The organism is Paraburkholderia ultramafica, assembly GCF_902859915.1.
Taxonomy (GTDB): domain Bacteria; phylum Pseudomonadota; class Gammaproteobacteria; order Burkholderiales; family Burkholderiaceae; genus Paraburkholderia; species Paraburkholderia ultramafica.
This window is the reverse complement of record NZ_CADIKK010000013.1, coordinates 184,356-207,315: the sequence shown is the minus strand read 5'-3', so window position 1 is coordinate 207,315 and position 22,960 is coordinate 184,356. Positions and strand designations below refer to the sequence as shown.

Annotated in this window: 24 protein-coding genes; 7 read left to right on the top strand and 17 right to left on the bottom strand. The window is 59.3% G+C overall.

Annotation, left to right across the window (positions count from 1 at the left end; all coding sequences use genetic code 11):
• Both HV744_RS16080 and cobA read left to right on the top strand, forming a co-directional pair.
• The coding region (locus HV744_RS16080; RefSeq protein WP_425497733.1) for an elongation factor 1-alpha C-terminal domain-related protein at positions 1 to 362 on the top strand (362 nt) is incomplete at its 5' end.
• A 53-nt stretch (positions 363 to 415) separates the two neighbouring features.
• Positions 416 to 1,171: a uroporphyrinogen-III C-methyltransferase gene (gene cobA / locus HV744_RS16075; RefSeq protein WP_175150467.1), complete on the top strand. Its 756-nt coding sequence runs from the start codon at positions 416 to 418 to the stop codon at positions 1,169 to 1,171.
• Positions 1,172 to 1,496: 325 nt separating this feature from the next.
• On the opposite strand, the gene HV744_RS16070 is transcribed toward cobA, so the two are convergent.
• The 14 genes from HV744_RS16070 to lptF form a co-directional block, all read right to left on the bottom strand.
• Positions 1,497 to 1,829 carry a hypothetical protein gene (locus HV744_RS16070; RefSeq protein WP_175150466.1) on the bottom strand — a complete coding sequence of 111 codons (333 nt, stop codon included), beginning with the start codon at positions 1,827 to 1,829 and terminating at the stop codon, positions 1,497 to 1,499.
• Positions 1,830 to 1,844: 15 nt separating this feature from the next.
• Positions 1,845 to 2,126 (bottom strand): PAAR domain-containing protein, encoded by a 282-nt coding sequence (locus tag HV744_RS16065; RefSeq protein WP_175150465.1) that lies wholly within the window; start codon positions 2,124 to 2,126, stop codon positions 1,845 to 1,847.
• A 19-nt stretch (positions 2,127 to 2,145) separates the two neighbouring features.
• The gene (locus tag HV744_RS16060; protein ID WP_175150464.1) at positions 2,146 to 2,745 is read right to left on the bottom strand and encodes a hypothetical protein; all 600 of its coding nucleotides are present in this window, start codon (positions 2,743 to 2,745) and stop codon (positions 2,146 to 2,148) included.
• A gap of 70 nt (positions 2,746 to 2,815) precedes the next feature.
• Positions 2,816 to 3,649: a lysozyme inhibitor LprI family protein gene (locus HV744_RS16055; protein WP_175150463.1), complete on the bottom strand. Its 834-nt coding sequence runs from the start codon at positions 3,647 to 3,649 to the stop codon at positions 2,816 to 2,818.
• 31 nt (positions 3,650 to 3,680) lie between these two features.
• On the bottom strand, positions 3,681 to 4,370 hold the full coding sequence (locus HV744_RS16050; RefSeq protein ID WP_175150462.1) for a hypothetical protein: 690 nt from the start codon (positions 4,368 to 4,370) through the stop codon (positions 3,681 to 3,683).
• Positions 4,360 to 4,941 (bottom strand): lysozyme inhibitor LprI family protein, encoded by a 582-nt coding sequence (locus tag HV744_RS16045; protein WP_175150461.1) that lies wholly within the window; start codon positions 4,939 to 4,941, stop codon positions 4,360 to 4,362. Before HV744_RS16045 ends, HV744_RS16050 begins: the two co-directional genes overlap by 11 nt.
• Before the next feature lie 63 nt (positions 4,942 to 5,004).
• Positions 5,005 to 5,550 carry a hypothetical protein gene (locus HV744_RS16040; protein ID WP_175150460.1) on the bottom strand — a complete coding sequence of 182 codons (546 nt, stop codon included), beginning with the start codon at positions 5,548 to 5,550 and terminating at the stop codon, positions 5,005 to 5,007.
• On the bottom strand, positions 5,547 to 8,261 hold the full coding sequence (locus HV744_RS16035; protein WP_175150459.1) for a glycoside hydrolase family 19 protein: 2,715 nt from the start codon (positions 8,259 to 8,261) through the stop codon (positions 5,547 to 5,549). The genes HV744_RS16040 and HV744_RS16035 overlap by 4 nt, the downstream gene beginning before the upstream one ends.
• Positions 8,262 to 8,289: 28 nt before the next feature.
• A complete protein-coding gene (locus HV744_RS16030) occupies positions 8,290 to 10,680 on the bottom strand; it encodes a type VI secretion system Vgr family protein (protein WP_246279057.1) in 2,391 nt (796 codons plus the stop codon).
• Positions 10,681 to 10,796: 116 nt separating this feature from the next.
• Entirely contained in the window at positions 10,797 to 11,135 is a 339-nt protein-coding gene (locus HV744_RS38475; protein WP_175150458.1) for a transposase, read from the bottom strand.
• Between the two features lie 16 nt (positions 11,136 to 11,151).
• Entirely contained in the window at positions 11,152 to 11,403 is a 252-nt protein-coding gene (locus HV744_RS16020) for a hypothetical protein (RefSeq protein WP_175150457.1), read from the bottom strand.
• 447 nt (positions 11,404 to 11,850) lie between these two features.
• The gene (locus tag HV744_RS16015; RefSeq protein ID WP_175150456.1) at positions 11,851 to 12,231 is read right to left on the bottom strand and encodes a sirohydrochlorin chelatase; all 381 of its coding nucleotides are present in this window, start codon (positions 12,229 to 12,231) and stop codon (positions 11,851 to 11,853) included.
• Positions 12,232 to 12,250: 19 nt separating this feature from the next.
• Positions 12,251 to 13,399 (bottom strand): LPS export ABC transporter permease LptG, encoded by a 1,149-nt coding sequence (gene lptG, locus HV744_RS16010; RefSeq protein ID WP_175150455.1) that lies wholly within the window; start codon positions 13,397 to 13,399, stop codon positions 12,251 to 12,253.
• 3 nt (positions 13,400 to 13,402) lie between these two features.
• The gene (gene lptF, locus HV744_RS16005; protein WP_175150454.1) at positions 13,403 to 14,500 is read right to left on the bottom strand and encodes an LPS export ABC transporter permease LptF; all 1,098 of its coding nucleotides are present in this window, start codon (positions 14,498 to 14,500) and stop codon (positions 13,403 to 13,405) included.
• A gap of 137 nt (positions 14,501 to 14,637) precedes the next feature.
• Between lptF and HV744_RS16000 the strand changes: the two genes are divergently transcribed.
• From HV744_RS16000 to HV744_RS15990, 3 genes are all read left to right on the top strand, one after another.
• Complete coding sequence (locus HV744_RS16000; protein ID WP_175150453.1) at positions 14,638 to 16,179, top strand: leucyl aminopeptidase; 1,542 nt, start codon at positions 14,638 to 14,640, stop codon at positions 16,177 to 16,179.
• A 52-nt stretch (positions 16,180 to 16,231) separates the two neighbouring features.
• On the top strand, positions 16,232 to 16,648 hold the full coding sequence (locus HV744_RS15995; protein WP_175150452.1) for a DNA polymerase III subunit chi: 417 nt from the start codon (positions 16,232 to 16,234) through the stop codon (positions 16,646 to 16,648).
• A 110-nt stretch (positions 16,649 to 16,758) separates the two neighbouring features.
• A complete protein-coding gene (locus HV744_RS15990; protein WP_175150451.1) occupies positions 16,759 to 17,592 on the top strand; it encodes a DUF2486 family protein in 834 nt (277 codons plus the stop codon).
• Positions 17,593 to 17,652: 60 nt separating this feature from the next.
• Here HV744_RS15990 and HV744_RS15985 read toward each other — a convergent pair whose 3' ends face one another.
• A complete protein-coding gene (locus tag HV744_RS15985) occupies positions 17,653 to 17,994 on the bottom strand; it encodes a c-type cytochrome (RefSeq protein ID WP_175150450.1) in 342 nt (113 codons plus the stop codon).
• A 187-nt stretch (positions 17,995 to 18,181) separates the two neighbouring features.
• The gene (gene ilvD, locus HV744_RS15980) at positions 18,182 to 19,855 is read right to left on the bottom strand and encodes a dihydroxy-acid dehydratase (RefSeq protein WP_175150449.1); all 1,674 of its coding nucleotides are present in this window, start codon (positions 19,853 to 19,855) and stop codon (positions 18,182 to 18,184) included.
• Between the two features lie 231 nt (positions 19,856 to 20,086).
• Between ilvD and HV744_RS15975 the strand changes: the two genes are divergently transcribed.
• On the top strand, positions 20,087 to 21,070 hold the full coding sequence (locus HV744_RS15975) for a LysR family transcriptional regulator (protein WP_175150448.1): 984 nt from the start codon (positions 20,087 to 20,089) through the stop codon (positions 21,068 to 21,070).
• 131 nt (positions 21,071 to 21,201) lie between these two features.
• Entirely contained in the window at positions 21,202 to 22,107 is a 906-nt protein-coding gene (gene lgt, locus HV744_RS15970; protein ID WP_175150447.1) for a prolipoprotein diacylglyceryl transferase, read from the top strand.
• A gap of 112 nt (positions 22,108 to 22,219) precedes the next feature.
• Here lgt and HV744_RS15965 read toward each other — a convergent pair whose 3' ends face one another.
• Entirely contained in the window at positions 22,220 to 22,951 is a 732-nt protein-coding gene (locus tag HV744_RS15965) for an SIMPL domain-containing protein (protein ID WP_175150446.1), read from the bottom strand.
• Between the last annotated feature and the right edge of the window lie 9 nt (positions 22,952 to 22,960).

Genomic DNA, 22,960 nt, shown 5'->3' with positions numbered 1-22,960 from the left:
GCGACACCTTCGTGCTGCGTGAAGCGGCACCGGAGCCGGCGAAGAAGCTGGAAGCCGACCTGTGCTGGTTCGACGACACGCCGCTGTCGACGCAACGCAAGTATCTGCTCAAGCAGACCACCAATACGGTGTTCGCGCGGATCGGTTCGATCAAGGAAGTGCTCGACGTGCATACGCTGTCGCAAGCGACCGATCGCAAGGAGCTGGCGATGAATGATATCGGCCGTGTCGCGTTGACGTTGCAGAAGCCGCTGGTGTGCGATGTGTACGACTCGCATCAGGGCACCGGTGCGTTCGTGCTGATCGATGAGGCCACGCATCACACCGTCGCGGCCGGGATGATCCGTGAGTTTTCGGCGTAAGCGGGCGATGGGTGGCCAGCGGCGCTGGCGACCTAACCAACAGGTTGATGCAAATGGGTAAGGTTTATCTGATCGGCGCGGGGCCGGGTGCGGCGGACCTGATTACGGTGCGCGGCGCGCGGCTGCTGGGCGCCGCTGATGTCGTGTTGCATGACGCGCTGGTCGAACCGGCCATGCTTGACTATGCCCCTTCGCACGCTCGGCGAATTGCGGTGGGCAAACGGTGCGGGCAATTGTCGACGGCTCAGCAGTTCATCAACAAGCAGATCGTCGATGCCGCTTTGGAGCACGAGGTGGTGGTGCGTCTGAAGGGCGGCGATCCGATGCTGTTCGGGCGCGCTGATGAAGAGATGCGGGCGCTGGAAGCGGCGGGCATCGAGTATGAGGTGGTGCCGGGGATTACCGCGGCGCTGGCGAGTGCGGCTTCGTTGAAGCGGTCTTTGACGCTGCGCGGTGTGTCGCGCAGTGTTGCGCTGGCTACCTTTAGTCGTGCGCCTGGGTCTGATGAGATTCGCGAGCAGGTGAATGCAGATTCGCTCGTGTTTTATATGGGCCGGGATAGTGGGGTTGAGATTGCGCAGCAGTTGATCGATGGGGGGAAGCCGGTTTCTACGCCGGTGGCGATTGTCGAGGCTTGCAGTACGGAGCGTGAGCGGATGCTTACGTTGACGCTCGAGGAACTCGCTGCCGGTGAAGCGCAGCGGTGGGTCGATGCTTCCCAGCCTAGTCTCTTGATGATCGGAGAGGCTTTTGCTGATAGGCAGTCCAATGTGGTCCGGTCGGTGAGTGGGATGTTGGTGGCGGCTTGAGGGCTGTTGTTGCGTGCGCGGCGCTTGGGTTGTTCTCGCAGGGCGTTGGCCTCTCCTTGAATTCACGTCGGTTTATTAGCGTTGCCCCTGTGCGGGGCGGCACTCACTTTCTTTGCCGCCGCAAAGCAATAAATAGCCGCAAAACCTTGCCTGGCTTGAGTTTTTAGGTTTGTAATTTTTCTCTACCCCCAATTTTATCCCCATTGCAAACCGTGGTAAATTGGCAACAATGACCACCTTTGGGCGGCTTAGATGGTCCGACACACGGACAGGCGAGCGTCAAGGACTGGCGATGCAAAGGGGGACACCGCATCCCGAGGTACTGCTACGGGTACAAATCACAGTTTTCGAACATGTCCAGGCGCCGCTGAAGCCGGCGCCGGGCGTACCGGCTCTCTGCGACGTACATGCCCACCAGCAGACCGATGCCCGCGATACTACCCAGCGCCACTGCAATCTCCTGCGACACTGACAGCGGTCCGAAGCGCACGGCAACAATTCCCAGCAGGGCGGCAACCCATATCAAAGTCAGCATCAGCCAATAGGAAGAATGTGACCGCAGACGAGGGAACGAGCGGTCCTGCCTGCTGTTTCCTGTGCTGGACTTGAATTCAGCCGTGATAGCCTTGTGGCGGTGTGGACAATCAAACCTGAGCATGCGAGTTCTCCTGGTTCAAGAAGTGAACGACTCCTGCTGCCGCGAAATCAGCAACGGATGCGGCTTGCACTTACACAGGCACCAGTCGCCACTCAATGCTGCCTGCTGCATGTTCGGGCCCGTGTCGTATCGACGTGTGGCGCAGAGAATCTGGCCTGTCGTGTTGCACTTCGGACACCATACCGGATCGTATTCGTACGCAATCGCGCGACCCCGGAGCGTATCGTTTGGACGGCTTGCGATGACGCGTCCACCGGCAGTCGTCGTATCGCCGTCGCAAATGTCATAGCGTGGCATTGCTTCTCCCTGTTTGAGGCTATAGATTGTCAAACGGCACGAAGTGCCATTGTCCGAACTCGGGATCGAACAGCGCCGCCTTCGTGCATACCGACTTGTCCACGGTGCTGATCTTCATGGTTTCGAGAGCGCGCCTGACAGCCCATTCCAGACGCCCCTTGTCCCATTCAAGCATGTCCCCGTAGATTTCTCGCCATGCGTACATACCCGCGCGCTCGTGCATGCCTTCGACCTGCCCAAGTGTCTCCGGGTCCAGCTCGAAAAACGGGGGTGGCCCGTGCGCTGTCGAGTGAACCATCAGCTTCGCGCATGTCGCCGTGTTGCCGTTCGACTCCAGCACGATCTTTCCGTCAAGCGCGGGCCATCCAACCCGTAGCTGGGCCACCAACGCTGTGCCGTCCGTGTTGATAAACGTTTCAGGCGCAATCAGTGCGGCGTGACGGACTTCATACGGCTTGCCCCTGCCCGCCCAATACATTGCGTCGATCAGTGCGTGGAGCGGCGAGAGGAAGCAGGACACGGCCGGTCCCGCCGCCGTCTCGCTGGCCGCTATCTCAAGCTTGTTGCCATCGCCACGTTCGGCCAGTACAAAAACGGGGATATCCGAGAAAAAATGCATGGCATCTATTACTCATCAAAATGAATCGCAAGGAGCCGCTTTTTAATTCGTTGACTCAGCATCTCGTCAATCACTCTTCAAGCTGATCGCCAAGCCACTCCAATCTACTTCTCATCACGGAACCTAGACACTTACTCTGAACACCACAAGCATTGCGTTGAGCAACCCAATTGCGCTGACCTTTCGAAATATCTGAAGCGTTCCCGCCCCCGTCCCTAATCTGCCTGATAAGCCGCATGTAGGCATCGTGGATACTAATATCGAGCGCGCCGCGTTCATATGAGCCGCAAATAGTATGCTCTGCGCTCACAGTAGCTTTAGAGCAATCAAAGGAAGTATTAACTTTGGCATGCTCATCGATTCTTTTAAGTAGCAAGATTGTCTCATCACGCCAACGCAAATAGAGATCGTTTCCCATGCTAACGGCCCATGCACCCTTAATTCCATGATCCAACGAATTTCCCAAATCACCCTGCCATAGTCCATCCTTGCACCTAAACGTCATCGCACTATACTTTCCTTTTCCGTCCATAGGCAGCTTATAGTCATTAACCGGATCATTTTCTTGACCGACATAACCACCAAGACTGCGCCTAAGCAGATCAGAAAAAGATATATCTAGACTTTCAACATTGACGGATTCGCATTTATCGTCAAACTGGTAGGCATCATCGGAGATCGCGTTATTCTCGAATCTGAAAATTCTTCCGACCAGTCGCGGATCATCCCACTGATATGCAAAAGTGCGGCCAACCCCAGTGTTCACGTGCACCGATTTGACCTGCCACGCTCCGACAAGATAGGCTGGAATATCTGCCGAAAATGCAGAACAGACTGGATAAATGGCAAAAAGAATTAGTGAAAAAAATATAGTTCTCAAATAACGCATAATATTTTCAGACATAATTAAAGCGCCATCACTATCGCCGGCCCTCTCATTTCTTATACCACCCCTTAGTTATATATCCGTCACAGTTTTTTATACATTGCATTGCATCAACATCAGGCTCATCACTATTAACAAACTTATACACGGATATTCCTTCTGCCGCTGCACCGTAAACTGGAACGGAAACTGTTAGACCACCGGAGGCACCATGTTTTAGCAGACCATGATCCGTATCAATAGATTTGGATTCCTGTTTTTCGCCGCAAAGTGCTATTTCCGCCGAATCAAAAGGCGAATATTTTTTCTGGACTGCACTCTCGCCCCTACACTCGAAGCCGCCCCACTTAATCTTATGAGGGGAAATGCTGTAGCTTCTCGAAAGGGTAATAAGCTTATCCGCATACAATCCACCATCCCCGTATCTAAAAATAAATACGGACCAATTCCGCGATGATGTTGTATTGCTCCGCTCCAGTATGTAGTACTGCCCAGCCTTCGACAATGTATAGCTGTCGAACACAGTCTCCTGAAGTGGCTGTTCGAAAAGCTTCTTCCGCGAGTTGACATCAAATACGTAACCGTCATCTCCCAAGGCAATCGCACAAGTCACTTTGTCACAAGCTGTGACATTAGCCTTTTCGGTCAGAGCAATAGCGGGGACGTCTGAGGAAAAATACATGGCATCATTTCCAAAAAAGCTGCATTGACTCAAAATTGCCTCGCCACTACTCTGCATACCTGTAGAATTCTTGACGCGCTACGCACTCGTCCTTCTTTTCATGAATCCGAGATGCTGCAAATGCGCAATTATCGTTCACATATGTGCGCCATAAAGCATCGGAATCTCCCGAAAACTCATTGACAAGCCTGGAAATGAAACTGTCTCGATTACCGTGCTCGTAATATTTTGCGACGATATTTATCGCATGAAGAAATTCATCCCCTCCAATACCTGAATTAAAGTGTTCCAACTCCCTCCTTCTAGCTCTTGTAACTTCATCAAGGCAGGTCAATTTGTCGATACCCGCTTCCTCACCAGGATATGTCGATTCATATGCGCCTTGACAGACAGCTTCCTTATAGGAAATCCATTCTCTTTGAGCTTTAACAAGCACATCCCTGTCTCCTCCGACGAGGCCTGCCAGAATTATTCTGTATTGAGAATTCAAATGACTATCTGATTCCTCGAAATTGCTTTTTGCGCAGGCCTCCAGTTCACGCGTCACAGTACTTGTACAAGCAGTGTAGGCCATAGAAATATGCGGCAACAAAAATAACAAACCGCATCCTATATTTTTTCCATTCATGCAATTATCTCCAGCAGTTGCAGTTCATCGGCCTCATCCTCGCGGCAGGTCATATGTCATCTATTACTCATCAAAATGAATCGCAAGGAGCCGCTTTTTTATTGCACCAGCATTCTTGAAGGGGTAATGCACTGGCGAACCGCTTTGGGTGTAGCCGTCCCATCCCGCAGGGAATTTTTCCATTGCCGCTTCATCCCTCACGAACATCTGCTGACCGCCTCTCCCCGCCAACCGATATATAAATACCTTGTAGTAGTCGCCCACGTAGTCCGAGGCCTGCGAATTTACCGACCACTTGACAAGTACAGCGATGTCTCGTCCCTTCCAGTAAGTGACAGTCACCACTTCCGGACTTCCACCGTTCCTTTCATATGTGTCAATCCGAGACTGTTCTCCATCCTTACACAGCCATGTAGCCACCACATCATGTGATGGCACGCTTAGCGGGTCACCCTGAGAAGGGTGAAATTCCTTAGAAAGTGATATCGAACAGCCATGGCGAATTGATTCCGCGGATATATTGTCCAGCGGTTTTTCGGAGGCAAAATTTTGCCCCGATAAACATATCGCGGCAAATACTAGACCCAATAAGCAGATTGCTTTTTTCACCACCCACTCCCCGCCGTCAGCATCGAGTCCCAATTGGACTTGCAAGGTTGCACGCCTTTGTTCAGCAATTCAAATGCGCGCTTGGCAGCGGCCTTTCGTCTTGCGAAATCTTTCAATGCCGGATTAATTTTGTGCGTCACATTATGAACATTATTTGCATCTGCAAAGGAATTAATTCCATTGACACTCCAGAACCAAGCTGAAGAGTCTGCTGCAACGTACGGATCACTTTGGACCTTCTTCGGATCAGCCGCCACATCAATTCCACTTGCCTGTTTATATTGCTTATAAGTTGCCAACCATGTCATATGCAACAAGCCGCGCCCCCGATAATCTTGCCCCGGGTACTGGTTATCACCAAATAGAACTTCACCAAGTCCGTTGTCATTACGAACAAGATCGTTCTTTGCATAAATCTGTATTTGATGCTGCGTCCAGTCTGGATGCATTCTCTTTAATCCTGCAGTCAAGGAGCTGTGATACGTATTCCACAGATAATCGCCATCACGATAAAACAAATCTTCCTTGAAAGCCGTAAATCCACCGCACTCAACTTCACATTGCCCAAAGAAATGCGCCACCCGATTGCAAGTATTGATTTCGTGTCTAGAAAAAACTTTCGTCAATACGGGAGCAAATTGGTCCGCAGTGCTACCTATGACACTCGGGAAGATAGTTTTAAGAAGGCTCGAAGTAATTGTTAGATCACTACCACAATGAGGACAAACGAGACTACTAACCGCGTTGAAATTCCCGACCAACGCGACCGGATGAATGTGGTTCACTACGGGGTTTGCCGGAAAACCCTCGACCTTGCCCTTGACCTCATCCCACCATTGCAACTTCCTGATCCGCGTCAGCTCACATTCCCAGTTCTCGCGCGCGTTGCGCATGAGCGGTGTGATCGCATCCCAGCGGGCCATGCCGCCGCCCCATTCGCTTTCATAGCGCAGGATCACATGCGCAAGCTCACTGGCGAGCCGTGGTACGTACATCGCCCGCGACAGCATTCTGGCCGTAACGACTTCCTCGCCGCTCTGTCCTTTCTCGCGTTTTTCGCTGTACCCAAGCGGCAGACGTGCCACCGTCTGTTCGAGACGCTGAAGCAGGGCGCTGCCATTCACCGCCGCCATGGACGGCTCAAACTCCTTCTGCTCCTTCCAGTCGACATTGCCGCACACAACCAGATTGCGTTTGAACGCGTCGGCCAGAATGATCCCCGTTGCATCCACAATATCGAAACCAGGCCACGCCCACGGACTCTCCCAGCTCGTTTTCGGATGACCTGTGCTACACACCCAGCCCATGCTGTTTTTGTTATCCGCCGTGCCGAACTCGATGCGCCACCAGCTTACGCCCTTGTCATCGATAGCAAGATCGTATCTGGCATCCACACTGTCCAGCTGGGCGCGAGGCATTGCGAACGTTGTGTCATTGGCCGGATCGGTTGCGCTACTGAGTTGGAGGGGGAACGCGCTCCATGCCGTCAGACCATTGGGCGAGGTCAGCCTTTTCTGGTCGTCGCGTTCTATCCAGACAGGATCGAAGTAGTTATGGATGAAGACCTTGTCCGAACTTTGAGTACGGGGCTGCACTTTCATCCAGCGGCCATTTTTAGGGCTATCGGCTGTCACTACCAGGTCATGCAGCTTTGTACGATCGCCAAGCGTCAGGTTGGCATCAATCTGCTTTGGCACCAGCTTCGCACCCGGCTGTATGAGCAGGATGGTTCGTTCATCGGCGGGCAGTTGTGCAGCGCGGGCACGACTCTTTTCGAGAAACGGTTTCAGTTCCGCGCCCGCGAAAACCTCAAGGTGCAGGAGCTGGCGCGCGGGCACGGGCGGCAGTGGAGTCGAACGCTCATAGTCGTGATACTCGCCAAGCTGGCCGAGCAGCGTCCCGGCAGTGACCTGGATCGGCTGCGGCGGGATGACCACCTTGCCCACGTCCTGCGGCTCCTTCATGGCCCGCTGGTCATGATAGTTAATCCATCCCCAGTCACCCTCTGGCGTGAGTGGCGCCGTGCCCGAAGAAATGGACTTGATGTGCCCCCACGCGCCGCGCTTTTCGCCAATGATGACCTCACTATTCTCAGGCAGGAACCCCAAGCGCTTGCCGCCCGGTCCCTGGCACACAAACGCCCCTGCCTCGCCTGAATCGCTGGTGCTGCCGGTGTGCCGGTCCTTGTTGCCGATACGGTACGCATCCACTCCCGGCCACCAGCCAGGACGTACGAGGTTACCGTCCGCAAGATACGTTGACCAGTCAGCCATGTGCATGTAAAGACTGTAGAACGTCAGTGTTTCATCGGCAGGCTGCGCGGCCGTGCTGCCCGGCGCGGGTGGCATCGTCATCTGGTGACGCACCAGTACAAAACCCGTCGAGTACATGCCCCATCGATGGTCCTGTGTGAACTGGATATGTGGATAGGCGTCGTCAAGCTTGAATGCAACAATTGCGCCGTTCGCGATCACGCGCACGCCCGCTGACTGGTTGAGTTCGCGCGTGGAGCCCGCGCCGAAATGGACGCCGCCATGCGGAAAGCCGTTGACGCCGAGCGGAAAGTACCCGTCCTCCATCCGGCCAAGTGCACGGTAAAGCGTTGCCGGGTCGGTGATTTCCTTGCCGTCCTTCGCAGGAAACGGATAGCGCCACACTTGCGACGACGCAGGCTGCGGCGCTGCCGGGTGATTGTCTGGATGCGTTGTCATTGAATGTTCTGGATGAATAGGGAGGGAATCAGCCTGAGAACCGCGAGCCATGCCGCGCCAGATCGGCTATGTCTGTGACATACGGCACTGCGGCCTTCGTCAGGACTCCATCGGGATCGGCCTTCTGCCAGGATACAGCGCGTTCCACGTAATCGCCTGGAGTAGCATTGGTGAGATTGTGTGGCTTGAGACTGATGTACGAACCGCCGCACTTGAGCAGCAGTTCGTCCTTCGCCTCGATGATGACCTTGCCGCCGGTGCTACGGATATAGGCGTCTTTCTGTGAAGCCACGTCAAGCCCATCGGTAATCGCGTGTATCTGCACCTTGCCGCGCGCCGCGAACATACTGATACCGTTTTGCGCAAACAGTGAAATGGCCTCTTTCGCCGCCATCACGATTTTTCGGAAAGCACTCACATTGAAGCTTGCTGAGGTGGCGAAACTCGTGTCTTTCGCCGTCGATACCATCATGCGTCCTGGCGTCGCCATGCCGATACCGTGCGGAGCCGACAGCGCAATGACGGCTTCCTTCAGGCCCACCAGTTCACCTTTCAGCCAGTCGTTTTCGGCTTTCAGGTCCGCTATTTCAGCCTTGGCCGTTGTGGCGGCCCGCGCCAGTTCTTCCGCCTGTGCCTGCGTGAGACTGAACTGGTCGCTGGCAGGTTGCGTGTCCGTCTGGTGCCCCTTGGCCTGCGTCTGACTGTCCGCCGTCAGCAGCAGACCGGCGCCGCCGCGAACGGCGGCGTGGCTGTCCGTGCGCACTTCAATCCCGCTACCGCGCTGCTCGTTTTTTCTGTTGACCAGATAGCCAAGATTGAGCTGCGACTTACCGCTTTCGGTCGCGAGCTTGATATGCTCCTGGCCGCTGCGGTCTTCCATCTGGAGTGTGTTATTTGAGCGCGTGTGGATCGTGTGACGCTGGCTCCATGGATGACCGACGACAATCGGATCAACATGCCTGGCCGTATGCAAAACCTGCGATATATATGGCCTGTCGGGATTGCCCCACAGGAAGCCCACGGTTACGATCGTGCCCGGTTCCAGTCCGAAGTGGAACCCCGTCTGCCCCTGACCGCCATAAGGCTTCGCGAGCCGCATTGGACAGCTCTCCAGCCCCGGCGTACGCTGATCCCGGTCTGCGTGGATATTGACGATGTACCGGCCCTGCGCATCAAGATACGGTCCCACGTAATCGTTCGTTGAAGCAATCGTGCCAGTGACGACACCCTGTATGCGTGGCCAGGTTTCCTCCCTTAACGGCATCCTGTATTGGCGGTCGCTCGGAATCGCCGTGAACTCGACCTTGTAACCCTCCTTGTGCGACGCGCTGCATGTCATGCTCACGACCAGCAGCCCATACTTCACTTCGGGCAGTTTGCGGTTCGAGAATTCCAGCACGCAGGACGGCCCGATATCCAGCATGTCGCACCTGCCGGCATAAACGACCTGTTCCGCAAGCGCTGCCTCCTGCCGGAGTTCGACTTCGCGCGCCGCGTCCTGCTCATCCTCCAGATCGAGGCCCCAGGTGTACGCTTCGCCATAGGTCGTGGTATCGCCGTGTATCGACTGCGTGCCGTTCATCGGGTCATTGTTCGGCTGCTCGGGACTGTAATTGCGCGCCGAGAACTTCCCCGGCATCATGGTTGAGCGCATTTCCAGCGACTGCACCGACTCGCGGCCAACCGTATGCAGGCCATTGCGTTCCTGATATGGCACCATGAAGCGTTGCTGGTCGTGGATATAGTGCGTGAAGTCATCCCCGAAGCGCACGACTTCACACTGTTCGCCAGTCTCACATACGAACCAGATACCGACCCGTCTGCAAAGGCGCATTGTGAACGCAAGATCGTCCTCGTTCCATTGCGTGATGATCGGGCGCGCGCGATAGCTGCGATAAAGCTCAAACCTGAAGTCAGCGAAAATCTGGTTAAAGCCGTGCTCCGTGAGAATCTTCTGGATAATCTCGGGCTCGCTCTCGCCAAAGAAATAGCGGGTGCGCGGCATGTTACGCAGCAATGCGAGGCGCGACTCAAGCGTTACCTCGTACATGGTTTGATCGCGATTACTGGCTATCTGTGCGAAGCTGGTAATCATGCCGTGGATGCGGCGCGCTGCTTCCGGCTCGCTCCAGGGAGTCGCAAGTGGCGGCTGGATGACGAATGACGCCATCTTGTTGATGTAGTCGCCTCGCGGTAAGTCGGGCAGAGGGTGCGTGAACTGGATTTTGTAGTTCGTCGGCACACCCATGCCGCGCGTACCGTTGAACGAGTAGATATCAGCCTGGGCGGCGCTCGCTGTCGAAGGCAAGTCGAGGGTGTAATACTGGTGAACGTCGATGCCTGGACGCACCAGCGGATCGCGTGAATTCAAGTGTCCACTCCAGATGAAAAGCGGCGGCCGATCCGTCGCCTGGTTCAAATCGTCCAATCCTTTGGCGGATTCGCCTCCTGCGCAATAGGAGAAGTTCTAAATCTGGCTAAATCCATGCGCGGCGAATAGATTTGACAAAAAATGACACCGCCCGCAGCTTTGAATTACCCCTTGGTGTTCCGACGTTCGGTACGCCTTTGGCGTCGCCGTGCGAATACCGATAGCCCCAACTCGGGAAAGGGCTCCTTCAATGCGTCCGCGATCTGCTGCATGACACCGGTATCGCACCATGACGCGCATGTGTGCTGGCACGCAGGGATCGAAGGGTAGGACGGCGGCAGCGATCTCCAGGGAGAGCCAGTCAGGATGACCCACAGAACGCCGTCGAGCGTCGCGCGCCGCCCGTATTTGGGCTGCTGAACGTACCGGTCAGGCGTGGATTCCAGTTCCACCAGCGGCGCAACGAGACTCCACTGTGCATCTGTCAGATGGGCGAATGTCATTGACATTGATTTCCTGTCATTTTGATATGCACTGCTCAGTAATCTGGGCGTGAATATAGGAAAAGTCCGAGATACGCTGTGCGTCACCGATGAATGCCGCCACGTCCCGCAGCGCTCTTGTCTCAAGCTCGCGGATAACGTGGACGGAACGCTGTGCATCAATGGCAGCGGTTTCTATCGCGGCTCTTACCGCGATGGCCTGACCGTCGCTGTATTGACGGCGAATTGAGTTTAAAACGTATCGCTTAGTGAGTGATTGCGTGCGCACGCTAAAGAGCCTGCGACGCCAATATTTCCGAATGGGTCGCTTAAATGCGGGGCCACCGCGCCGAGTAAACTTCGACGGAAAAAACCTGGCGGAAGGGTGACGAAGCACCGCGACGGCGCGCGCAGCGCCGCCGGAAGAATGACTGCCTTGTCACTGACGCGGAGTGTGCGGGAACACAGATTCCAGATGCACCACTGCCCCCTCCAAGCCGGGGGACCCGCTTAAGGGCTAGCGGTTTGAGCCCGCTTTCTTTGCTTACTTTCTTTGCGGCGGCAAAGAAAGTGAGTGCCGCCCCGCACAGGGGCAACGCTAATACACCGACGTGAATTCAAGGAGAGGCCAACGCCCCGGGAACACACCCCAAAAGCGCCGCGCAAGAAGGGGAAAACAAAGAAAGGGCCAACACCACAGGCAAACCACCCATACCGCAACCAAAGCCAACAAGAATCAAACCTGCCGCAAACAATACTGCGCGACAGCGTCTAGAACCGACTCATCCTCACCTACAGCAACTGCGCACCTGATCTCAAGAGAAGGGTTCAACGCGCGACACTGCTCGATCAATTCAGGCAAATCCTTCCTGATATGCCCACCTTGCCCGAAGAACACAGGCACAACGGTGACCACATCACAACCATCCGCAGCAAGCCGCGCCACAGCCGTAGCCAAATCCGGCTCCATCAACTCCAGAAACGCCAGGCTCACCGCCTGCACATCACCAGTCGCCGCACGAGCCGCCCTTAGCTTGTCAGCAAGCCTCTCAAACGGCTCCCGCCACCGCACATCCCGCGCGCCATGCCCAAACAGAACCAGCCCGTGCGTAGCCATGCAATCCGCTCCTAAGCTCCTAATGCCGGTCAACCCACTTCAACCCGACCAACCCAAGCACCAGATAAACCAACCCAGGCGTAGCCGCAGTCAACGGCGCAGGCCACGTATTCAACGTGCCGATATGCGAGAACAGCGTATTGAACAGCTGAAAACTCATCCCCAGCATAATCCCGCCGAACACCTTCACGCCGACCACCCCAGCCCGCGTATGCAGATACGCGAACGGCAGCGACAACACCAGCATCACGAACACCGCAAACGGATACAACAGCTTGCGCCAAAACGCGATCTCATACCGCTGCGTATCCTGATGATTCTCGGTCAAATGCTGGATGTAACGGAACAGATTGAACATCGACATCCGATCCGGCGACACCAGCAGCACCGACAAAATCTGCGGCGTCAATTCCGAGCGCAACGAATACTCAGGCAACGACACCTGCTTCGCGCGATACACCGGATTCAGCGCATCGGCCGGCGTGCCCGGAGGAGGGGGAACGTCGAGCAACTGCGTATCGGTCACGCCCGTCAGTTGCCAATGACCCGGCGCCTGATACCGGCCGCTCTGCGCGGTCCGCACATTCGACAGACGGAACTTCGAATCGAACTCGTAAATCCGCACGTTGCTGATGGTCGCATCCGGCCTCAACTCGCCGACGTTCACGAAGCGCGTCACCTGCTCGCCGTCCGCGCGCGCGGTGAGCGTGTCTTTCACCCACACGCCCGACTGGAAGTTGCTCGACACCGACGAGCCCAGCGCCTCGAGCCGCACGCGCTCCGAGAGCTGATCCGTGTACGGACCGACCACCTCACCGATCAGATACGTGAGGAACACCAGCGGAATGCCGATCTTCAACAACGAGCGCAACGCCTGATTGGTAGCGAGGCCCGACACACGAAAAATCGTGTACTCGGAGTTCGCCGCCATCTGCGCGAACACATAGATCGCGCTGATCAACGCGGCGACCGGAATGATTTCGTAGAAGCGCGACGGCGTCTGCAACGCGACCCGCAGCACCGCGTACTGGAACTTGTAGTTGCCGTGGCCGACCGAATTCAGTTCGTTGATCAGGTCGAAGAAGAAGAACAGACCCGAAAACGCAAACAGAATAAAGACGAACGTGAGATAGATCTGACGCGCGAAATACCTTTCATAGATGCGCATCGGTCAGGCTCCCTGCGAACGGCTGAATATTGTCCACGTGAAGAGCGGACGGTTGCGCACGCGCAGCCAGAAGATGAACGCGACGATCGCCGCCACGATGACGTGCAGGATCACCAGCCCCAACCCGAACGACATCTTGCCTTGCTCGATCCACGACTGCACCACGTTCAACAGATTCGAATACGTCAGATAGATCAAGACGGCCATCACCAGATTGATCGTGCGGCTGCGCCGCGGGTTCTGGTGCGCGAGCGGAATCGCGAGCAGCATCAGATTGATCGCAATCAGCGGCAGCCCCGCGCGCCACGCGAATTCGGCGAGATTCTCGTTGGTCGGATTGCGCAGCAGCGTGAGCGTGGGCGTGCCGGTGGTGGTCGGCGTATTGACGACCGGCTGGCTCTGGATCTTCAAGCCATAGCGCTCGAACTCCATGATGCGGAAATCGGGATGCCCCGGCTCGCCGTCATAGCGGCGGCCGTTCTCCAGCACGACGAAGCGGTCGCCGTTCTTGCGCGTCTCGGTATGGCCGAACTTCGACACCACCACGTTGACCTTGCCGCCTTCCGTGCTGGTCACGAACACGTTCTCCACGCGGCCCAGATCGGGCGACATCTTCTCGATGAAGAACACCCGGTGGCTGGCGGGCGACTCGCGGAATTGACCCGGCGCGAGCAGCGAGACCTCGTCGCGCTGCTGGAAGCGCGCGCGGATCAGCTTGCTCTGCTGGTTCGACCACGGCCAGCCGACGAACACGAAGAACATGATGAGGATGATGATCGGCGTGGCAAAAATACCGATCGGCTTGATGAATTGCGTAAGACTGACGCCCGAGGACAGCCACACGACCATCTCGGAGTCTTTGTACCAGCGGGTCAGGACGAACAGGATCGACACGAACAGGGTCGCGACGAGCATGATCGCCAGATAGCCGATCACGGTCAGGCCGATCAGGACCAGCACGTCGCGCGGGTCGATCTCGCCCGAGGCCGCGAAGCCGACGATGCGGATCATCATCGTCGTCAGCACGAGCGTGAGGAGAACCATGAACACGGCACCAGCCGTATACGCGAGTTCGCGCTGGAGGGAGCGTTCGAAGATCATTATTGATGACGAGAGGGGGCGCTCTCGGTGACGCGCGGGTTGCTTTCCGTCACGCCCCCGGTGCAGCCGCCGCGGGAAAAATAGCGGATAATTGCGGCTTTCATCCTAAGCCCAGATTTTATCCGAGGACAAGCGCGATGGACTTTAGCATAAAAGCCTGTGATTGGACCAAAGGCTCGTCAAACGGTTTCCTGACCGGGAAGTCGGACTGCATCGTAATCGGTGTGTTCGAGTCGCAAACGCTCTCGGGCGCGGCGCTTGAGATCGATGCGGCCACCAAGGGCCTCTTGACCCGCATCATCAAGGCTGGCGACATGGACGGCAAGTCCGGCACCACACTGTTCCTGCACGAAGTGTCGGGCATCGGCGCGTCGCGCGTGCTGCTGGTCGGTCTCGGCAAACAGGACGCTTTCAGCCAGAAAGCCTACGGCGACGCCGTGCGGGCCGCCTGGCGCGCGCTGCTGGGCACCAAGATCGTCCAGGTCACGTTCACGCTGGCCCAGTTGCCGGTGCAGGAACGCTCGTCCGATTGGGGCGTGCGCGCCGCGATCCTCGCGCTGCGCGAGCTGACCTACAAGTTCACGCAGATGAAGAGCAAGCCGGACAACTCGGCGCGTGCGTTGAAGCGCATCGTCTTCAGCGTCAACACCGGCGACGAGAAGGCCGCCAAGCTGGCCGCGAAGCAGGGCGCCGCGCTTGCCAACGGCATGGACCTCACGCGCGACCTCGGCAACCTGCCGAGCAACGTCTGCACGCCGACCTACCTCGCCAACACCGCGAAGAAGCTCGCCAAAGACTGGAAGCTGAAGGTCGAAGTGCTGGGCGAGAAGCAGTGCGAGGCGCTCAAGATGGGCTCGTTCCTGTCGGTCACGGCGGGCTCGCTCGAACCGGCGCAATTCATCGTGCTGCAGTACCACGGCGGCGCCGCGAAGGCCGCGCCGGTGGTGCTGGTCGGCAAGGGCGTCACGTTCGACACGGGCGGCATCTCGCTGAAGCCGGGCGAAGCCATGGACGAGATGAAGTACGACATGTGCGGCGCAGGCTCGGTGCTGGGCACGTTGCGCGCGGTCGCCGAAATGGGCCTGAAGATCAACGTGGTCGGCATCATCCCGGCGGTCGAGAACATGCCGTCGGCGACCGCCACCAAGCCGGGCGACATCGTCACCAGCATGAAGGGCCTGACGATCGAAGTGCTGAACACGGACGCCGAAGGCCGGCTGATCCTGTGCGACGCGCTCACCTATGCCGAGCGCTTCAAGCCGGCCGCGGTGATCGACATCGCCACGCTCACGGGGGCGTGCATCATTGCGCTGGGCCATCACAACAGCGGCCTGTTCTCGAAAGACGACGCGCTGGCGGGCGAGCTGCTCGACGCCTCGCGTGAAGCATCCGACCCGGCGTGGCGTCTGCCGCTCGACGAAGAGTATCAGGAGCAGCTCAAGTCGAACTTCGCCGACGTCGCGAACATCGGGGGCCGTCCGGCGGGCAGCGTCACGGCGGCGTGCTTCCTGTCGCGCTTCACCGACTCGTACCCGTGGGCGCATCTGGACATCGCCGGCACTGCGTGGAAGAGCGGCGCGGCGAAGGGCGCCACCGGCCGTCCGGTGCCGTTGCTCGCGCAGTTCCTGATCGACAGGGCCGCTGACGGTCGGGCTGCGGACGGTCGCGCCGCCCAATGACGCATTGCAGTAAGCCGACGGGCGCAGTGAAGAAAGCAGCGCGGAGCCGCCGATGACGAGAATCGATTTTCACTCGAACGTCGGCGACTCGCTGCTGTATGGGTGCCGCCTGATCCGCAAGGCTTATCAGGCGGGCCAGCCGACCATCGTGCTGGCCGAGCCCGCGCGCCTGCGGGGCTTCGACGAGCTGTTGTGGACGTTTTCGCCACTCGATTTCGTGCCGCACTGCATGGCGGGCACGCCGCTCGCCGCGCAAACGCCGATCGTGCTGGCCACGAATCTCGATGACGTGCCGCATCATCAGGTGTTGCTCAATCTCGGCGCGACGGTGCCCGCGCAATTCGCGCGTTTCGAAAGATTGCTGGAAGTGGTCGGTAACGCACACGACGAGCTCATTGCGGGCCGCGAACGTTATCGCTTCTATCGCGATCGCGGCTATGCTTTGAACAACTACAAGCAAGGCAGCTAGGCTTCATTCCGCCCGCGCCATGTGGTGTTCGTCGTGTCCACGATGTCTGACTGACGGATACGGCGTGCGGGCGGCCTGCTTCGGCTTCGACTCAAACACGGAGAGCGCACGTGTCCGATCCCAACGATAATTCGATTCCGGTTCTGCACGAGATTCTCGTGCCGGGCCACGCTGCCCAGGCGCGCCAGGAGGCGGGTGGTGCGGCGGCGCCGGCAACCCGGCCGGCACCTGAGCCCGAGATGCCGCGGGAACCCAGTTTCAAGGCGGAACCCGTACTCGCACCGCAACCGGCGCATGCGGACGAACCCAGTCTGCCGCCGGAGCCGGTGCTTGCACCGCAACCGGTGCTTGCGCCGGAACAGACGCTCGCGCCGGAGCCTGTGCTGGCGCCAGAGCCTGCGCAAGCGCACAAACCCACCGTTGCACCGGAACCTGCGCTAGCCCCGGAAGCCGCGCATGCGGCCGAGCCCACTCACGCGGCCGAGCCCAAGCTCGGGCCGGAACCGGAGCCGCTGCACGCAGCGGAACATGCTCACCCGAAAAAGCGCTCGCGACTGCACCACGGCGCTGAAGCGCGGCATGCGCATGACCACGCGCAGGTGTTGGCGGGTGTCTTCGATCGCGCCGAACCGGCCGCGCCGCTCGAAGCGGGCGCAATCGTGCCGCCGGATATCGCTCGCGAAACGGAAGCGGCCGCATTGTCGCAAGCGGATCTCGACGCCGATGTCATCGCCGAACGTCTGCGCGGACGCTTCGCCGGTTTCCTGACAGGTGAGGGGCGCGGCATCATCGAAGCACGTTGCCGCGATGCGTTGCAGGAACACACCACCTTGCTCGTCAGCCAGATCACGCGCGAAGTGGCGCTGACTCTCGAAACCGAAATGACCGGCTGGGTGCGTGAAGCGGTGGAAGAAGAGATCGCGCGGCGCTCGGGCCACGGCTGAGCGCGCGCAGCGGCGTCTTGACGGACGCTTGCGCCGGGCGCCTTCAGCGAGGCGCCCGTTTCATTTGAGCGTCAGCACCCAGGCCGCCAGCGTGGCCGCCTGATCGGGCGTGAGCTGCGTATTCGCGGGCATCGGCACCGGACCCCACACGCCCGTGCTGCCATCCAGAATCTTGTGCTTCAGATAAGTGACGGCGTCTTCGCGTCCGGCATATTTCGCCGCGATCTCGTGCAGCGGCGGTCCCATGAAGGGTCGCGTGACCGAATGGCAACTCATGCAGTTCTGCTGCTGGGCCAGCGCGAGGCCGACGGCGGCCTCCGCATACGCAGCCGGACTGCCGGCGCTTAACGTGGCGCCCAGCGTAACGGCTGCTGCGACCGCTGCATACGACATTGATTTCATTATGGTCTCCGTCGGTGCAGGTGCCCGACTCGTGGTGCAAGCATTATAAAAGGAAAGGGGCGCACGGTTTCCCATGCGCCCCTTTGCACTTTTACGTAGCGCTCGAACTCAGGTCTTCTAACGCGTGTGGTGACGCGGACCCGCCCTATGAACCGGGCGAGTCTGTGGGCGCCTACGCGTCGCGCGCTCAGCCCGACACCGCGCCCTTGTTGGCCGGCAGCGCCAGCGCCGAGTACTTCGCCAGCACGCCACGTGTGTAACGCGGCTTCGGTTGTTGCCATGCTGCACGGCGGCGCTTTAGTTCGGCATCGTCGATGTTCAATTGCAGCAGCAGCTTGTGCGCGTCGATCGTGATCGAGTCGCCTTCCTGCACGAACGCGATCGTGCCGCCGACGAATGCTTCCGGCGCGACGTGACCGACCACCATGCCCCACGTGCCGCCCGAGAAGCGGCCATCGGTGATCAGGCCGACGGTTTCGCCGAGACCCTTGCCGATGATCGCCGAAGTCGGCGCAAGCATTTCCGGCATGCCGGGGCCACCCTTCGGGCCGAGATAACGCAACACCACCACGTCGCCGGCGACGATCTTGTCGGCCAGAATCGCTTCCAGCGCGCTTTGCTCGTCGTCGAATACGCGGGCCGGGCCAGTGATGACCGGGTTCTTCAAACCGGTGATCTTCGCGACCGCGCCGTCTTCGGCGAGGTTGCCCTTCAGGATCGCGAGATGGCCTTCCTTGTACAGCGCTTTTTCCACCGGGAAGATTACCTGCTGGTCGGCGCGTGGCTTGCTGGGCACGTCCTTCAGTTCTTCGGCGAGCGTCTTGCCGGTGATGGTCACGCAGTCGCCGTGCAACAGACCGGCGTCGAGCAGGATCTTCATGACTTGCGGAATACCGCCTGCCTTGTGCAGATCGGTTGCGACAAACTGGCCCGACGGCTTCAGGTTGCAGAGCACCGGCACCTTCTTGCGCATGCGCTCGAAGTCTTCGATGGTCCACTCCACCTCGGCCGCATGCGCGATCGCCAGATAGTGCAGCACGGCATTGGTCGAACCGCCGGTCGCCATGATCAGCGCCACGGCGTTCTCGATCGACTTCCTGGTGACGATATCGCGCGGCTTCAGATCCTTCTTGACCGCTTCGACCAGCACGCGTGCCGATTCGGCCGCCGAGTCGACCTTTTCCTGATCCGGATTGGCCATCGTCGACGAATACAGCAGCGACATGCCGAGCGCCTCGAACGACGAGCTCATCGTGTTGGCGGTGTACATGCCGCCGCACGAACCCGTAGACGGGCACGCGTTCTTTTCGACCCCTTCGAAATCTTCCTGCGACATCCGGCCGGCGGTGAATTCGCCCACTGCTTCGAACGACGACACGATGGTCAGGTCGGTGCCTTTCCAGTTGCCCGGACGGATCGTGCCGCCGTACACATAGATGCTCGGCACGTTCGTGCGCAAGATGCCGATCATGCCGCCGGGCATGTTCTTGTCGCAGCCGCCGATCACGACCACACCGTCCATCCATTGGCCTTGCACGCAGGTCTCGATGCAGTCGGCGATCACTTCGCGCGACACCAGCGAGTACTTCATGCCTTCGGTGCCCATCGACATGCCGTCCGAGATCGTCGGCGTGCCGAAGATCTGCGGATTTGCATCGGCGCCCTTGACCGCGCCGACGGCCGCGTCGGCCAGACGCTGCAGGCCGGCGTTGCACGGCGTGATGGTCGAGTGGCCGTTGGCGATGCCGATCATCGGCTTGTCGAAGTCTTCCTTCTGGTAGCCGAGTGCGTAGTACATCGAGCGGTTCGGCGAACGCGCCACGCCTTGCGTGATGTTCTTCGAACGACGGTTGTATGCCATGGGGAACTCCAATCTGTTTTGTTTTGAGCCGTGCTGCGGCTTTGCCGCGTATCCGCGCGCTGCGCTAGCGTCGCCGCAGCGGCTGCGCCGGCATTGCCGATGCGCTGGCCGGCGGATTCGCCGGGCGCGTCAGTTCAGTGTAGTTCCGGCGCGTCGAGCAAGGATGCAGTTTTGTGAAACGTGCGTCCAATATATTATTCAGGCATGATTAGGTCGTAGAATGTATTAATCATGCTGCCTGCCGTTCCTGACCTGCGCCAGTTGCGCTATTTCGTCACCGTCGCCGAAGAAAAGCACTTCGGGCGGGCGGCCGCGCGCCTGTCGATGACGCAGCCGCCTTTGTCGCAAGCTATCCGCGCGCTCGAGCAGACGCTCGGCGTCGAACTGTTTGCGCGCACCAAGCGCTCGGTCGAGCTCACGCGGGTGGGCGCCGATCTGCTGCCCGAGGTGCAGCGCCTGCTGGCGAGCGCCGAAGGGCTGCGGCCACTGGCGCAGAGCCTCGCGCGCGGCGAGGCGGGGGTGTTGTCGCTGGCGTTCGTTTCCACCGCGGACTATGGCTTGTTGCCGCCGCTGCTGCGAGATTTCGGCGCGCGCCATCCGCGTGTGCGGCTCGAATTGACCGAGGCCACCAGCGACGTGCAGGTGGACGAACTGGTGGCCGGGCGCATCGACGCCGGCCTCGTGATCGCGCCGCTGCCGTCGCGCTACGCCGCGCAGCTTTCGTGGCTACCGATCGCGCGCGAGCCGCTGGTGATCGCGATGTCGACGGAAATGGCGGCGCGGCTGAGCAGCGCCGCCGGGTCTGGCGCGGACCCGCGCTCCGAGTGGCTGGACACGCCGATCAGCCTGCGCGATGTCGCCGACGCGCCGCTGGTGATCTTCCCCAGACGGCTGGCGCCAGGCTTTTATGACATCATTATGGATTGCTACGGCGTGGCGGGCCTCGCACCCCGGGTCGGCCAGGAGGCGATCCAGATGCAGACGATCGTGAGCCTGGTATCGGCCGGCATGGGTGTCGCACTGGTGCCGCAGTCGTTGCGTAATCTGCGCCGCACGGGTGTCGTGTACCGGCCGCTGTCCGAGTCGGTGCCCGCGATCGAGACGGGGCTGGTCTGGCGCACGGACGAGGTGAGTCCGGTGCTGGCCGGCTTCATCGATATCGTGCGGGCTCACGCCGCCAGCGTCGCCGCGCAGCCTGTCGCGTCGCGTGTTTAGCTTTGTCCCCGCGAACGCATTGCGGGCCGCACCGTCCAACCCATGCGCCGGATGGTGCGCGAACCGCCGCGCCGCCATCGGAAATCGATTAGAAAACCCGCTTCTGAACCTGAACTGCCCATAACAACACGATGCTCATTCATCCGAATTTCGACCCCGTTGCCATTCATCTGGGGCCGCTCGCAGTGCGCTGGTATGGACTGATGTACCTCGTCGCGTTCGTCGCGGCGATCGTCGTCGGCCGGCTGCGGCTGCGTTTGCCGTACGTCGCCGCGCAAGGCTGGACCGTCAAGGATATCGACGACATGCTGTTCTACGGCGTGCTGGGTACGATCCTCGGCGGCCGGCTCGGCTACGTGCTGTTCTACAAGGCGAGCTTTTATTTCGCGCATCCGCTCGACATCTTCAAGGTGTGGGAAGGCGGCATGTCGTTTCACGGCGGCTTCCTCGGCGTGACGCTGGCGATGGTGCTGTTCGCGTATCAGCGCAAACGCTCGTGGCTGCAGGTCACCGACTTCGTCGCGCCGATGGTGCCCACCGGGCTCGCGGCAGGGCGCCTCGGCAATTTCATCAACGGCGAGTTGTGGGGCCGCGTGACCGATCCGTCCGCGCCGTGGGCGATGCTGTTCCCCGGCGCCGCGCGCGACGACGCCGCCTGGCTTGCCGCGCATCCGCAACTGGCCGCGCAATGGCATCTGAATGAAGTGTTCGCGCAATATCACATGCTGCCGCGGCATCCGTCGGAGCTGTATGAGATCGCGCTCGAAGGTGTCGCGCTGTTCTTCGTGCTGTTCTTCTTCTCGCGCAAACCCAAGCCGATGGGGGCAATTTCCGCCGTGTTCCTGATCGGCTACGGCCTCGCGCGCTTCACGGTCGAATTCGCGCGCGAGCCGGACGACTTCCTCGGGCTGCTGGCGATGGGCCTGTCGATGGGCCAATGGCTGTCGCTGCCGATGATCCTCGCGGGCATCGTCATGCTGGTGTGGTCGTATCGCCGTGGGCGTCATGAACCGGCACAGGCGGTCAGCGCGAGCTGAGCGCTACGGTTTATCGTAGCGAGCGCGCAATGAAAAACGCCACGGCATGCCGTGGCGTTTTCTCTTGCAGCAGGAATGTCTAACGGGGTGTCTAGCGCAAACGCACAGCGCGCTACTTCATCTGCACCGAGCCCGACACGTTGACCGTCACCGTCGACGTGCCGCCTTCGAGCGGCATCGGTGCCGCGCCCTTCGCGTCGCCGCTCATGGCGCGCGCACTCATCATCATCATCGGACGCGGCATGATGCCACCGCGGTTCACGTTGACCTCGCGAATCGAATAGCCGCTGAAGCCGAACGCCTGCGACGACGACGCGGCCTGATCGCGGAACGACCTGATCGCTTCGCCGGTGAGCTTCTGCTCCGCGGCGCGCTGCGCTTGCGGCGACAACGAGAACTGCACGTTGCCGACCTGCATGATCGATGCCATTTGTCCGGCGAGCTTCGACGCCGCGGCGAAGTCGTGCGATTCGAGCACGACTTCCGTGCGGCCGCGCCACGCGGAAATGCGCCCGTCACGATCGGTGGACGGGAAGATCGCGAACGAACCGGTGCGGGCCGTCACGCCGCTGACGCCTTTGGCCTTCTGCAACGCCGCGTCGGCGCGTTGATTCAATGTTGCGGTGAGCGCCGACGGATCGCTGGCTTCCTGCTCGTAAAACAGCGTGATATCGACGACGTCTTGCGGGACTTCCGCGCTAGCCTGTGCGTTCAACGACAGTACGCCCGAGGGCTGGGACTGCATGACGCCTTGCGCGCGAGCCAGCGTCGGGGTCAGCGCGAGCGCGACAGGGGCGCTGCATACGAGAGCGAGTGCGAGTGCCCGTGCGGCTTGTTTCGTCATTGTTGGACT